Annotated in this window: 12 protein-coding genes; 4 read left to right on the top strand and 8 right to left on the bottom strand. The window is 61.9% G+C overall.

The genetic code is table 11. The annotated features are described in order from the left end of the window. Positions 1-96 precede the first annotated feature (96 nt). On the bottom strand, positions 97-816 hold the full coding sequence (locus tag AT395_RS21580) for a glutathione S-transferase N-terminal domain-containing protein (protein ID WP_048628663.1): 720 nt from the start codon (positions 814-816) through the stop codon (positions 97-99). A 406-nt stretch (positions 817-1,222) separates the two neighbouring features. Here AT395_RS21580 and AT395_RS21575 point away from each other — a divergent pair, with 406 nt between their 5' ends. After that, positions 1,223-2,050 (top strand): alpha/beta fold hydrolase, encoded by an 828-nt coding sequence (locus tag AT395_RS21575; protein ID WP_042114466.1) that lies wholly within the window; start codon positions 1,223-1,225, stop codon positions 2,048-2,050. A 93-nt stretch (positions 2,051-2,143) separates the two neighbouring features. Here the strand turns inward: AT395_RS21575 and AT395_RS21570 are convergent, their stop codons facing one another. The 3 genes from AT395_RS21570 to hppD form a co-directional block, all read right to left on the bottom strand. Beyond that, on the bottom strand, positions 2,144-3,343 hold the full coding sequence (locus tag AT395_RS21570; RefSeq protein WP_048628664.1) for an amino acid aminotransferase: 1,200 nt from the start codon (positions 3,341-3,343) through the stop codon (positions 2,144-2,146). Between the two features lie 232 nt (positions 3,344-3,575). Further along, positions 3,576-4,961 (bottom strand): amino acid permease, encoded by a 1,386-nt coding sequence (locus AT395_RS21565; RefSeq protein WP_042114472.1) that lies wholly within the window; start codon positions 4,959-4,961, stop codon positions 3,576-3,578. A gap of 197 nt (positions 4,962-5,158) precedes the next feature. Continuing rightward, entirely contained in the window at positions 5,159-6,232 is a 1,074-nt protein-coding gene (gene hppD, locus AT395_RS21560; protein ID WP_042114474.1) for a 4-hydroxyphenylpyruvate dioxygenase, read from the bottom strand. A 321-nt stretch (positions 6,233-6,553) separates the two neighbouring features. Between hppD and AT395_RS21555 the strand changes: the two genes are divergently transcribed. Both AT395_RS21555 and leuA read left to right on the top strand, forming a co-directional pair. Then, the gene (locus AT395_RS21555) at positions 6,554-7,027 is read left to right on the top strand and encodes an Lrp/AsnC family transcriptional regulator (protein ID WP_042114476.1); all 474 of its coding nucleotides are present in this window, start codon (positions 6,554-6,556) and stop codon (positions 7,025-7,027) included. A gap of 328 nt (positions 7,028-7,355) precedes the next feature. After that, positions 7,356-9,068, top strand: coding sequence for a 2-isopropylmalate synthase (gene leuA, locus AT395_RS21550; protein ID WP_048628665.1), 1,713 nt, complete (start codon positions 7,356-7,358; stop codon positions 9,066-9,068). A 178-nt stretch (positions 9,069-9,246) separates the two neighbouring features. Here leuA and pcaF read toward each other — a convergent pair whose 3' ends face one another. The 3 genes from pcaF to AT395_RS21535 form a co-directional block, all read right to left on the bottom strand. After that, entirely contained in the window at positions 9,247-10,449 is a 1,203-nt protein-coding gene (pcaF, locus tag AT395_RS21545) for a 3-oxoadipyl-CoA thiolase (protein WP_048628666.1), read from the bottom strand. A 70-nt stretch (positions 10,450-10,519) separates the two neighbouring features. Continuing rightward, entirely contained in the window at positions 10,520-11,170 is a 651-nt protein-coding gene (locus AT395_RS21540; RefSeq protein WP_042114479.1) for a CoA transferase subunit B, read from the bottom strand. A gap of 25 nt (positions 11,171-11,195) precedes the next feature. Further along, positions 11,196-11,873: a 3-oxoacid CoA-transferase subunit A gene (locus AT395_RS21535; protein ID WP_039368345.1), complete on the bottom strand. Its 678-nt coding sequence runs from the start codon at positions 11,871-11,873 to the stop codon at positions 11,196-11,198. Between the two features lie 328 nt (positions 11,874-12,201). Between AT395_RS21535 and AT395_RS21530 the strand changes: the two genes are divergently transcribed. Next, positions 12,202-13,002, top strand: coding sequence for an IclR family transcriptional regulator (locus tag AT395_RS21530; RefSeq protein WP_048628788.1), 801 nt, complete (start codon positions 12,202-12,204; stop codon positions 13,000-13,002). 109 nt (positions 13,003-13,111) lie between these two features. Here the strand turns inward: AT395_RS21530 and AT395_RS21525 are convergent, their stop codons facing one another. Continuing rightward, a complete protein-coding gene (locus tag AT395_RS21525; protein WP_042114480.1) occupies positions 13,112-13,321 on the bottom strand; it encodes a DUF2783 domain-containing protein in 210 nt (69 codons plus the stop codon). Between the last annotated feature and the right edge of the window lie 38 nt (positions 13,322-13,359).

Raw genomic sequence — 13,359 nt, 5'->3', positions numbered from 1 at the left:
ATCCGACATCCGGCGGGGGAGTGCCTCCTCGTGCATCGTCGCGTTCTGAGGCCGGACATCGCGTCGATGCTCCGGCATTTTTTCCTTCGCTCTCGTTCAGGCCGGACGCTTCGGAATGTCGAGACCACGAATCACCGCGAGGCGCGCGACAAACGCCGCAAGTGCGCGTTGCACGTTCCGGAACTGCGCGAACTCGACCAGTTCACCCGCTTCGTAGAATCCGACAAGGTTTCGAATCCAGGGGAAGGTGGCGATGTCGGCAATCGTGTATTCGTCGCCCATGATCCACTGGCGATTCGCCAGATGCGAGTCGAGTACGCCGAGCAGGCGCTTCGATTCCTCGACATAGCGATCACGCGGGCGTTTGTCTTCGTAGTCCTTGCCAGCGAATTTGTGGAAGAAGCCCAACTGACCGAACATCGGGCCCACGCCGCCCATCTGGAACATGACCCATTGCAGCGTTTCATAACGTGCGGCCGGATCGGCGGGCAGCAGCTTGCCGGTCTTCTCGGCGAGATACCAGAGAATCGCGCCCGACTCGAACAGCGGCAGCGGCTTGCCGCCGGGGCCGTTCGGATCGAGGATCGCGGGAATCTTGTTGTTGGGGTTGAGCGACAGAAACTCGGGCGAGCGTTGATCGTCGGTCTGGAAGCTCACCAGATGCACTTCGTACGGCAGCCCGATTTCCTCGAGCATGATCGATACCTTCACGCCGTTGGGGGTAGGCAGCGAATACAGTTGCAACCGGTCGGGGTGCGCAGCGGGCCACTTGCGCGTGATCGGAAACTGGGACAAATCGACGGACTGATCGGACATGGGGATCGGCGCATTCGTGATGAGCGGCCGACACGGCCGCGAGATCGCCAATATAACGCCAAGTGCGCAGATTTGCTGACGACAGCGGCACGGCCGTACGCGTATGCACCAACGGCGGGCCACGCGTTGGCGCGGTGCCGCTCGTGACAGGCATGCGGCAGCGGGCGTGAATCCTGTTCATGAGGTCGTCAAGAATTTTCACCTTGCGTGGGCGCTCATCGCGGCCTTAAATAGAAAGCCTTCACGACGGATGCATGGCACTCCGACGCGTGAAGTCCTGTCACGATGGCCGGCAACTCCTGCCGCGCTGCCTTCCCTGTCGCGATGTGGCATCCCGCGCCTTCACAGGTGCCACGTCCGGCGCCCTCGTTGTCGTTCATATCGCGCACTGCGCAAGGATCGCACCATGAGCACGTTCAAAACGAAGGATGGCACCTCGATTTTCTACAAGGACTGGGGCAAGGGCCGCCCGGTAGTGTTCTCCCACGGCTGGCCGCTGAGCGCGGACGCCTGGGACGCACAGATGCTGTTTCTGGTGCAGCACGGCTATCGCGTGATTGCCCACGACCGTCGCGGGCACGGCCGCTCCGGGCAACCCGGCACCGGCAATGACATGGACACCTATGCCGACGATCTGGCGCAACTGGTCGAATCGCTCGACCTGCAAGAGGCAACCTTCGTGGGCCATTCGACCGGTGGCGGCGAAGTGGCGCACTATCTCGGCCGTCATGGCACCGGACGTGCCGCGCAGGCGGTGCTGATCGGCGCCGTGCCTCCGGTCATGGTCAAGTCGGACAAGAATCCGAACGGTCTGCCCATTGGTGTGTTCGACGAGATTCGTGCGAATGTCGCGGGCAATCGCTCGCAGTTCTATCAGGACCTGGCCGTGCCGTTTTACGGCTATAACCGGCCTAACGCGAAGGCGTCGCAGGGCGTGATCGACGCGTTCTGGCTGCAAGGCATGTGGGGCTCGCATCTTGGCCAGTATCTGTGTGTCCGGGAGTTCTCGGAGGTGGACTACACCGAGGATCTGAAGAAGATCGACGTGCCGACGCTCGTGCTGCATGGCGACGACGATCAGATTGTGCCTATCGACAACTCGGGCAAGCTCAGCGCACAGATCGTCAAGAACGCCACGCTGAAGATCTATCCCGGCGGTGCGCACGGTATGTGTACCGTCGAGGCCGACAAGGTGAACGCCGATCTGCTGGAATTTTTGCGCAAGGCGTCCTGAGAGGTTGCCGCGCATGAAAAAAGGGACGGCCGAGGCCGTCCCTTTTGCGTGACGACATCAGGTCGTCAGCGGCTCAGGTGGAGGGGCAGACGCTCAGCCGTTGTTCAGCACCTTGGCAATGCTGTCCGCTACCACACCGACGTTCTTCTCGTTCAGGCCCGCCACGCACATACGGCCCGAGCGAATCAGGTACACGCCATGTGTGTCGCGCAGCACGTCGACCTGTGCGGCCGACAACCCCGTGTAGGTGAACATGCCGCGCTGCTCGAGGTAACGCGAGAGCATGTTCTCCGGCACATGGCCACGCAGACCTTCGTGAATCGCGCTGCGCATGCGCGTGATGCGTTGGCACATCTCGGCGAGTTCGGCTTCCCACGATTTGCGCAGCTCCGGTGTGCTCAGCACCTTGGCAACGATCTTCGCGCCGTGAGTGGGCGGGTTGCTGTAGTTCGAGCGCACCGCACTCGTCAATTGACCCAGGACACGATCGGCCGCTTCGGCGGATTCGCAAATGACCGACAGGCCGCCGCAGCGCTCGCCATACAGCGAGAAGTTCTTCGAGAACGAATTGGCGACGAAGGCCGGCACCCCCTGACGGGCCAGTTCGCGAATCACGAAGGCGTCGGCGTCGATGCCCGAACCGAAGCCCTGATACGCCATGTCGACGAAGGGCAGCAGTTCGCGCTTCTTGAGCACGTCGATCAGTTGCACCCACTGGGCATCGTTCAGATCGACGCCGGTGGGGTTGTGGCAGCACGCATGCAGCAGCACCACGCTGCGGGCCGGCAGCTTGTCGATAGCGTCGACCATGGCTTCGAATTGCAGGCCGCCGGTGGCTTCGTCGTAATACGGATACGTGTTCACCGTGAAGCCGGCGCGCTCGAAGATGAATCGATGGTTGTCCCACGTCGGATCGCTTACCCACACCTGCGAGCCGGGGAAGTAGCGCTTGATGAAGTCGGCGCCGACCTTGAGCGCGCCCGAGCCGCCAATTGTCTGCACCGTGGCGATGCTGCCGGCAGTGCGGGCGGGCGAATCTTCACCGAACACGAGGCCCTGCACGGCGTCGCGGTAGTTGGCGAAGCCCGCCATCGGCAGATACGGCTTCGGCCCGACTTCGGCGAGCAACAGGGCTTCGGCCTGACGCACGGCCTGCATGACCGGCAGACGGCCATCGTCGTCGTAATAGATGCCAATGCTCAGGTTGACCTTGTTGGCACGGGGGTCCTTCGCGAAATTTTCATTGAGCGACAGGATCGGGTCACCGGGGTAGGCGTCGATATGTTCGAACATGGCAGTTCCTGGGAAACGAAAGAAAGTCGGTGATGCGGGCTGGCAGCGCGCCGGGGCAGGAGAGCGACCCGGCGGCGACTGCGGTACCAAACAGTCGATGATACCGCTAGTAACGTATCGCCGGGTATGCCCTGGGCGGTTGGCGCCCAGGGGCACGTCGTTTTTCGCGACCGGCGGTGTTGCATGCCGACGAGCCGGGTTCAGCGCCCGTTCGGCGTTCGCCGAGCGCCGCTTAGCGTGTAGCGCTGGCCGGCACCGGGGCGGCGCCGTTTTTCAGACGCAGGCGATAGCCGACACCGAGGATGGCCAGCCACACCGGAATCAGGTACACCGAAATGCGCAGGTCCGGGATCAGGTACATCACGACCAGAATGCCGCCGAGAAACACGAGGCACACGTAGTTGGTGAGCGGATAGCCGAGGCTCTTGAACAACGTGGTCTCGCCCGCGCGGGCTTTGGCGCGGCGGAAGGCCAGATGGATCACGCTAATCATTGCCCAGTTGATGATCAGCGCCGACACCACCAGTCCCATCAGCAATTCGAACGCCTTGCCCGGCATGAAGTAGTTGATCACCACGCACACGGCCGTGGCCGTGGCCGAGACGCCGAGCGCTGCGAGCGGAATACCCCGGGCGTTCACCTTGAGCAATGCGCGCGGCGCGTTGCCCTGACCGGCCAGACCGTAGAGCATGCGGCTGTTGCAGTACACGCAACTGTTGTACACCGACAGCGCAGCCGTCAGCACCACGGCGTTAAGCACATGAGCGACGAAGTTACTGTTCAGTTCGTGGAAGATCAGTACGAACGGGCTGCCGCCGGTCACGACTTTTTCCCACGGGTACAGCGAGAGCAGCACGCCGAGCGCGCCGACGTAGAAGATCAGAATGCGGTAGATGACCTGATTGGTCGCGCGCGGGATGGAGCGCGACGGATTGTCGGCTTCTGCGGCGGTGATACCCACCAGTTCCAGTCCGCCGAACGAGAACATGATGACGGCCATCGCCATCACGAGCCCCGTCACGCCGTTGGGGAAGAACCCGCCGTGCTGCCAGAGGTTGGCGACGCTGGCGTCGGGGCCCGCGTTGCCGGAGAAGAGCAGATAGCCGCCGAATCCGATCATGCCGACGATGGCGGCGACCTTGATGATGGCGAACCAGAACTCCATCTCGCCGTACGACTTCACGCTCGAGAGGTTGATGGCGTTGATGACGCCGAAGCACACGAGGGCCGAGACCCACGTGGGAATGGCAGGCCACCAGTACTGTACGTAGATGCCGACCGCCGAGAGTTCGGCCATCGACACCAGCACATAGAGCACCCAGTAGTTCCAGCCTGAGACAAAACCGGCGAACTGGCCGCAATACTTGTTGGCGAAGTAGCTGAACGAGCCGGCGACAGGCTCGTCGACGACCATTTCACCGAGCTGTCGCATGATGAAAAACGCGATGACGCCCGCAATGGCATAGCCCAGCAGTACAGATGGGCCAGCGGTTTTGATGGTTTGTGCGATGCCGAGAAAGAGGCCGGTGCCGATCGCGCCACCGAGCGCGATCAATTGGATGTGACGATTCTTCAGGCCGCGGTGGAGCGAGCCTTCTTGTACTTCGTTGCCGGACATGTCTGTTCCTTACCCTACCTTCGTTGCCGTACGGCGCGTTTCTCTGATTTCGTTCTGTGGGAACGATCCGGAACCGTTGAGCCGCCACGGCGCGGCGCTTATGGCGCCGTCGCCGTGTCCTTTGGGATCATCGTAGCCATCGATGATCGTGAGCCCGGCGCACACGCGGTGCGTGCTGCCGGGTGTCTCCCCTGGACTCAGACCTTGAGCGTGCCCCGCTCGATCTGGTCGCGTTCGAGCGACTCGAACAGCGCCTTGAAGTTGCCTTCGCCGAAACCGTCGTCACCCTGACGCTGAATGAACTCGAAGAACACCGGGCCGAGCAGGGTCTTCGAGAAGATCTGCAACAGCAGGCGCGGCTTGCCGCCTTCGGTCGTACCGTCCAGCAGAATCCCGCGCGACTTCAGTTCGCCTACCGGCTGACCGTGGCCCGGCAAGCGGGTTTCGAGCGCATCGTAGTAGAAGTCGTTCGGTGCGGTCATCAGGTCGACACCGGCCATTTGCAGGCGGTCGATGACCTCGATCAGGTTGTCGGTGAGGAATGCAATGTGCTGAATACCCTCGCCGTTGAAGGCCATCAGGAATTCTTCGATCTGGCCGCTGCCCTTGGCGGATTCCTCGTTCAGGGGAATGCGGATTTTACCATCGGGGGCCGTCATGGCCTTCGATGTCAGGCCCGTGTATTCGCCCGAGATGTCGAAGTAACGGATTTCACGGAAGTTAAAGAGCTTCTCGTAGAAATTGGCCCAGTACGCCATGCGGCCGCGATATACGTTGTGCGTCAGGTGATCGATCAGACGCAGGCCATGACCGACCGGATGGCGGTCGACGCCTTCGATGTATTCGAAGTCGATGTCATAGATCGACTTGCCTTCTTCGAAGCGATCGATGAGATAGAGCGGCGCACCACCGATGCCTTTGATCGCGGGCAGGCGCAGTTCCATCGGCCCCGTCGAGATCTCGACCGGCTGGGCGCCGAGTTCCAGCGCGCGGGCGTAGGCCTTGTGCGAGTCTTTCACGCGGAATGCCATGCCGCAGGCGCTCGGGCCGTGCTCGGCGGCGAAGTAGGCGGCCTCGCTGTTCGGCTCGCGGTTCACGATGAAGTTGATTTCGCCCTGGCGGTACAGCACCACGTCTTTGGAGCGGTGACGCGCCACGAGCGTGAAGCCCATCTGTTCGAAGATAGGTTCGAGAACGTTCGGCGTGGGCGAGGCGAATTCCACGAATTCGAAGCCCATCAGTTGCATCGGGTTATCAAAGAGGTCGGCCATGATCGTCTCGGCTTGGTGAGGTGATTTGTGAGGTGACTGATTCGTTGGACGCGTGCACGGCCCGGTGGTTGTCACGAAGTTCATCGGCGGCGCGGGAAGATGCAACAAAATTGTGGTTTGTTGACCGTATGGTCGGGATATGGTGCTTCGTCCGTTCCATCCGCCGGAACCCCTGTCGCGACAAGGAGGGTGCGTGCATTTACGACGTTTTACGGGGCTCAGTGTAAGTGCGGCGCCACAAAATAGGATTTCGTAACGGAGGTAGGGAAACCCTAGTTTATGCATTAATATTTCGGCATTGAGATGCGAAGAGAAATTAAAGTGCATAACATCGAGATCGACCGAATCGACGTCCGGCTGCTGGGAATTTTGCAGTCGAACGGAAGAATTTCGAATCTGGAACTGGCCGAGGCGATCAAGCTGTCGCCGGCACAGACGCTGCGCCGTCACCGGCGGCTCGAGGAGATGGGCGTGATCAAGGGGTACGACACCCGGCTCGACGCGCAACGTCTCGGATTCAGTGTGGTCGCGTTCGTACATGTCACGATGGAGCGCGGCCACATTCGCGACCTGTCGAATTTCAAGGGTCTGGTCGCGGAGCTGGCGCAGATTCAGGAGTGTTTCTCCGTGACGGGCGATATCGACTACGTGCTCAAGGTGGTGGCGCGAGATCTGAAGGCGTTGTCCGATTTTCTGCTCGATACGCTCATGCGCATTCCGGGCGTGAGCGCCGTCAAGTCGAGCGTGTGTCTCGATGAGATCAAGTGCACGTCGGCGGTACCGCTCTCGCCGTGAGTCACGGGGGCGGCGCTGCGCTGTCCCTGTCGTACCCATTGTGGGAATCTCCCAAGGCAACACATCATGGTTGACAGCGCCGGAAAATCTGTGATCTCATGTGCCACATGATCACCGCGCAATTCACCCTCTCGCTACGACTACTAGCCCGCTCCACCGGGCTTGGTCCGTTGCTGCGCGCGTGCATCGTCTGAATTCCTCACTGAAGCACCGCTGATTTTCCCCAGTTACGCCGATCTGAGCCCCGGTTCCTCCAACCGGCGGTCGTAGCTTTTTTGCGTTCATGCGTCGTCCGGTTGACACTTTTGCCGACAATCGAGACAACGCCATGCTGAAGAACCCTGCCACGAAATACCGCCCATTCACGCCGGTCAACATTCCGGACCGACAGTGGCCGAGCCGCACCATCACGCGTGCACCGATCTGGATGAGTACCGATCTGCGCGATGGCAATCAAGCCCTGTTCGAGCCGATGGATGCTCAGCGCAAGATGCGCATGTTCAAAACGCTCGTCGCCATCGGGTTCAAAGAAATCGAGGTGGCGTTCCCGTCAGCGTCCGACACCGATTTCAACTTCGTGCGCGAATTGATCGAAGGCGGTCACATTCCCGACGATGTCACTATCGAAGTCCTCACGCAAGCCCGCGACGACCTCATCGAGCGCACGTTTGCAGCCCTCAAGGGGGCACCGCGTGCCATCGTTCACCTCTACAACGCGACTGCGCCGGAATTCCGCCGCATCGTTTTCAACCTCGATCAGCCGGGCGTGAAAGCGCTCGCCGTCTCCGCCGCGAAGACGATCAAGCGTTGTGCCGATGCCGCGCCCGACACGCAATGGACGCTGCAATACAGCCCCGAGACGTTTACCGGTACCGAACTCGATTTCGCGAAGGAAGTCTGCGATGCCGTATTCGACATCTGGCAGCCGACGCCGGAACACAAGTGCATTGTCAACTTGCCGGCCACGGTGGAAATCGGCACGCCGAACTACTATGCCGACCAGATCGAATGGATGCACCGTAACCTCGCCCGCCGCGATTCACTGATTCTCTCCGTTCACCCGCACAACGATCGCGGCACGGCGGTGGCAGCCGCAGAGCTGGCCGTGATGGCGGGTGCCGATCGCATTGAAGGGTGCCTTTTCGGTAATGGGGAGCGGACTGGCAACGTCGATCTCGTCACGCTCGCTTTGAACCTGTACACGCAAGGTGTCGACCCGGGCCTCGATTTCTCGAACATCAACGACATCGCCCGTACGTCGGAAGAATGCACGCAGTTGCCTGTGCATCCGCGTCATCCGTATGTCGGCGATCTGGTGTTCACCGCGTTCTCGGGCTCGCATCAGGACGCCATCAAGAAGGGGCTCGCCGTACAAAAGCCGGACGCAATCTGGGAGGTGCCGTATCTGCCCATCGACCCGAGCGATCTCGGCCGCACCTACGACTCGATCATTCGGGTGAACAGCCAGTCGGGCAAGGGCGGTATTGCCTACCTGCTCGAGCAGGCTTACGGCGTGCAGATGCCGCGACGTCTTCAAGTCGATTTCAGCTCGGCCGTGCAGCGCCATACCGACGAGACGGGAGCCGAAGTTACCGCCTCGCAGATCTGGGAACTGTTCCAGAAGGAATACGTGGCGTCCAACGCACCGGTGAACTACGTCGGTCATACGCTCTCCGAGCGCGACGGCCGTCAGCACATCGCGTTGACCATCGACCTTCATGGTCAGCGCACCACCGTATCGGGTGCCGGTAACGGCCCGCTCGATGCCTTGATGCATGCCATGCGCACGCCTGTGCGGGTTCAGCACTACGAGGAACGCGCGCTCACGCAAGGCGCCGATGCACGTGCGATCGCCATTGCGGAAATGGCGGGCGAAACCATTGTCGGTAGTGCGTTCGGTGTGGGGATCGATGCGAATCTGACGACAGCGTCGATTCGCGCGGTCATCAGCGGTATCAACCGCGCTTACGCCCGCAGCGATGCGCAGGCGCAGGCGACGTTCTTCGATGCCGTGATGCGCGACGTCGCCAAGGCGGTCTGAGCGGTTATCGCAGCGTCAACGGCACCCCACAGAAACAACAGGAAGGACGGAAGGAGACACAGGGCAGACGAGTCCCGCGCGGCGCTGATCGTGCGCACGGGACTCCGGTGCGGCGTAGCGAGACTTATCCAGCCTCGTACGCGCGCTCCGGCCCGGAAACATCGGCGGGGTAGTGAGATTACACCGCTTCGATGGCGATAGCGATGCCTTGGCCGACCCCAATGCACATCGTACACAGCGCGAAGCGACCACTAGAACGCTTCAGTTGATACATCGCCGTCGTGACCAGACGTGCGCCGCTCATGCCGAGCGGATGGCCCAGCGCGATAGCGCCACCATTCGGATTGACGCGCAGGTCGTCGTCGGCCACACCGAGCTGACGCAGCACGGCCAAGCCCTGGCTCGCAAACGCTTCATTGAGTTCGATGACATCGAACTGATCGAGCGACATACCGAGCCGCGCGAGCAGTTTTTTCGTTGCGGGAGCCGGACCGATGCCCATGATGCGCGGTGCTACCCCTGCCGTCGCCATGCCCAGAATGCGGGCTCGCGGCGTCAGGCCAAAGCGCGCCGCACTCGCCTCGTCTGCCAACAGCAGCGCGCAGGCGCCGTCGTTCACGCCAGAAGCGTTACCGGCGGTCACGGTCCCATCAGGGCGTACCACGCCCTTCAGTCTGGCGAGCGCTTCCATGCTCGTTGCACGCGGATGTTCGTCGTGATCCACGATGATCGCTTCGCCCTTCTTCTGGGCGATGGACACCGGCGTGATTTCCTCGGCAAGCGTGCCGTTCGCCTGAGCGCGCGCTGCCTTCTCTTGCGAGCGCACCGCAAAGCGATCCTGATCTTCACGGCTGATGCCGAACTCGGTCGCGACGTTCTCGCCCGTCTCGGGCATCGAATCCACACCGTACTGCGCCTTCATCAACGGATTGACGAAGCGCCAGCCGATCGTCGTATCGTAAATTTCGGCCTGACGCGAAAACGCGCTCGCTGCCTTGCCCATCACGAACGGCGCACGGCTCATGCTTTCCACGCCGCCCGCGATCATCAGACTTGCTTCGCCTGCTTTGATGGCGCGCGCTGCGGTGCCAATGGCGTCCATCCCCGAACCGCACAGACGGTTGAGCGTAGCACCCGGCACGTCCTGCGGCAGCCCGGCCAGTAGCGACGACATGCGCGCCACGTTGCGATTGTCTTCGCCCGCCTGATTGGCGCAGCCGAAGATGACGTCGTCTACCTGTGTCCAGTCGACGCCGCCGTTACGCGCCATCAGCGCCTTGAGGGGAATGGCGCCGAGGTCGTCGGCACGCACGGAAGACAGCGCGCCGCCGTAGCGGCCGATCGGGGTGCGAATCGCGTCGCAGATGAAGACTTCACTCATTTGTCTACCTCACAATGAAAATCGCCGGGTCACATCGAGTGATGTCCCGGCGATGGTGTCGTGCGATGGGTCAGGCAATGGCCGGCGACGGCAGCAGCGTCACACCGGTCAGACGTTGTAGTTCGTCGAACGAGAGACCGTCGACGATATCGACGACACGCAGGCCTTCGGGCGTGACATCGAGCACGGCCAGATCGGTATAGATGCGCGTGACGCAACCCACACCGGTCAGCGGATACGTGCATTGCTCGACGATCTTGCTCTCGCCTTGCTTGGTCTGGTGCTCCATCATCACGAACACCTGCTTGGCGCCGCTCGCGAGATCCATGGCGCCGCCCACGGCCGGGATAGCGTCGGGGGCACCGGTGTGCCAGTTGGCGAGGTCGCCGGTGGTCGAGACCTGGAATGCCCCCAGCACGCAGAAGTCGAGGTGGCCGCCACGCATCATCGCGAACGAATCGGCGTGATGGAAAAAGGCGCCGCCTGGCTTGAGCGTGACAGGTTGCTTGCCGGCGTTGATGAGGTCTTCGTCCTCTTCGCCCTTTGCCGGGGCCGGGCCCATGCCGATCACGCCGTTTTCGCTCTGAAGAATGATCTCCTTTTCAGCGGGCAAATGATTGGCGACGGCCGTCGGCAGGCCGATGCCGAGGTTCACGTAAGCGCCGTCGGGAATGTCCTGGGCGACGCGGGCGGCCATCTGGTCGCGGGTCAGTCGGTTCATGTCGTGCTCCGAATTCAGATGGGGATCAGGCGCGCGCGGTGCCGGGCACCGCGACGATGCGCTGAACGAAGATGCCGGGTGTGACTACGGCTTCCGGATCAAGCTCGCCCAGCTCGACGACTTCGTTCACCTGAACGATGGCGCACTTCGCCGCCGTGGCCATGATCGGGCCGAAGTTACGGGCGGTCTTGCGATACACGAGATTGCCCCAGCGATCGCCCTTGAGCGCTTTGATAAGGGCGAAGTCGGCATGGATCGGCAGCTCGAACACATACGGCTTGCCGTCGATCACGCGCGTTTCCTTACCTTCGGCGAGTAGCGTGCCGTAGCCTGTCGGCGTGAAGAATCCGCCAATGCCTGCGCCGGCCGCACGAATTCGCTCGGCGAGGTTGCCCTGTGGCACCAGTTCCAGTTCGATCTTGCCCGCGCGGTAGAGGGCGTCGAATACCTGTGAGTCGGTCTGACGCGGGAACGAACAGATGATCTTGCGCACGCGCCCGGCTTTGAGCAACGCAGCAAGGCCAGTCTCGCCGTTACCGGCGTTGTTGTTGACGATGGTCAGATCGCGCGCGCCCTGATCGATCAGGGCGTCGATGAGCGCCGAGGGCATGCCGGCGTTGCCGAAGCCGCCAATCATGATCGTCGCGCCGTCGTGAACGCCGGCGACCGCACTGGCGAGCGAGTCGTAAATCTTGTTGATCACACGTGCCTCCTGGGCAGTTCCATCGGGCCGACGGCTCACGTCCGTTGCCCACGTTGGGTGTTTTCCGGCGATGGCCCGCTTGTCCAGTGGCCTCGTCTGGTTCACAATGTTCTTATAGCGAACAAATATTCGCTATAAGAACAGCGTAAGCGTTCCCATGTCGGCCGTCAAGCGAGGGCGGCCCCGGGGTTGGCGCCGTGTAGGGCTGGTGCGATGCCGTGACGCCGCGTGCAATCGGATGGCGTGCGCCGTGCGGTGGAACCTGCGACACAAATCCATTACGCTTGCCGTTCACGCGAAGACGCCCGATTACCCGAAATTCATCCCCATGACACCCGTGCCGAACGACGCTATTGAACCGACCGACAAGAAACCCGGCGACTCCTATGTACAGTCGTTCGCGCGCGGGCTGGCGGTCGTCAAGGCATTCAGCGCGGCGCGCCCCGCGCAGACTCTCTCGGAAGTCGCACAGGCTTCGGGGCTCACGCGCGCCGGTGCGCGCCGCATTCTGCTCACGCTCGAGGCGCTGGGTTATGTACGAAGCGAAGGGCGGTTGTTCCGGCTGACGCCGCGAATTCTCGACCTTGGGTTTTCCTATCTGACGTCGATGCCGCTGTGGAATCTTGCCGAACCGTTCATGGAGGCGCTCGTGCAACAGGTGCAGGAGAGCAGTTCCGCGTCGGTGCTCGACGGCGACGACATCGTCTACGTGCTGCGTGTGCCTGTGCGCAAGGTGATGTCGATCAACCTGTCGATCGGCAGCCGCTTGCCGGCGTGGTGCACGTCGATGGGGCGCGTCTTGCTCTCGGCGTTGCCCGATGGAGAAATCGACGCTGCATTACGCCGCGCCGATATTCGTCAGCACACACGCCGTACGGTGACGGACATCGACGCCTTGCGCGAGCGCATACTCGACGTGCGCGCCAAGGGATGGGCGCTGGTCGATCAGGAACTGGAGGAGGGGCTGATTTCGATTGCCGCACCGATCCGCAATCGGGCGGGGCAAGTCATTGCAGCGATGAACGTCAGCGGTCAGGCCAACCGGACTTCCGCCGCCGAGATGGAAACGAAGTTCCTCGCGCCGCTACAGCAGGCGGCGCAGAAGATTTCGCAGATGGTGGTGGTGTAACGCCCGCTAGCACGACAACCCCCATCGCATAAAAGAAAGCGGGGCGCCCGGTCATCGGGCGCCCCGCTTTTCGTTGGGAGGTGTGGCGCATCGAGCGATGCCGGAGCGATCAATGCGCGGCGTTGCCCAATGCCCCCGCGCGTGCCAGACGAAGCGCCGAGAGCAGCGTGTCGTGATCGCCGATCTGGTTGGCGAGCAACAAGATCAGTTGTGCGTTGGCGGCCTGACTCTGCGACTCGTCGAGATCGCGATGCATGTCGATCAGGGCTTCGTAAAAATCATCCGGACGCGTCAGCCGCGGTTGTGTATCGAGTGCCATGAAGTTCTCCTTCCTGCGAAATCGGTGAGGTCTGAGCG

Origin of the sequence: Pandoraea apista, assembly GCF_001465595.2 — a bacterium.
GTDB classification, from domain to species: Bacteria; Pseudomonadota; Gammaproteobacteria; order Burkholderiales; family Burkholderiaceae; genus Pandoraea; species Pandoraea apista.
The sequence above is the reverse complement of the archived record's forward strand: the minus strand, read 5'-3'. Positions and strand labels throughout refer to the sequence as shown.

Coding starts and splice junctions, on each gene's coding strand:
- AT395_RS21580 (WP_048628663.1), bottom strand. CDS start 816: ATGTCCGATCAGTCCGTCGATTTGTCCCAGTTTCCGATCACGCGCAAG.
- AT395_RS21575 (WP_042114466.1), top strand. CDS start 1,223: ATGAGCACGTTCAAAACGAAGGATGGCACCTCGATTTTCTACAAGGAC.
- AT395_RS21570 (WP_048628664.1), bottom strand. CDS start 3,343: ATGTTCGAACATATCGACGCCTACCCCGGTGACCCGATCCTGTCGCTC.
- AT395_RS21565 (WP_042114472.1), bottom strand. CDS start 4,961: ATGTCCGGCAACGAAGTACAAGAAGGCTCGCTCCACCGCGGCCTGAAG.
- hppD (WP_042114474.1), bottom strand. CDS start 6,232: ATGGCCGACCTCTTTGATAACCCGATGCAACTGATGGGCTTCGAATTC.
- leuA (WP_048628665.1), top strand. CDS start 7,356: ATGCTGAAGAACCCTGCCACGAAATACCGCCCATTCACGCCGGTCAAC.
- pcaF (WP_048628666.1), bottom strand. CDS start 10,449: ATGAGTGAAGTCTTCATCTGCGACGCGATTCGCACCCCGATCGGCCGC.
- AT395_RS21540 (WP_042114479.1), bottom strand. CDS start 11,170: ATGAACCGACTGACCCGCGACCAGATGGCCGCCCGCGTCGCCCAGGAC.
- AT395_RS21530 (WP_048628788.1), top strand. CDS start 12,202: ATGACACCCGTGCCGAACGACGCTATTGAACCGACCGACAAGAAACCC.
- AT395_RS21525 (WP_042114480.1), bottom strand. CDS start 13,321: ATGGCACTCGATACACAACCGCGGCTGACGCGTCCGGATGATTTTTAC.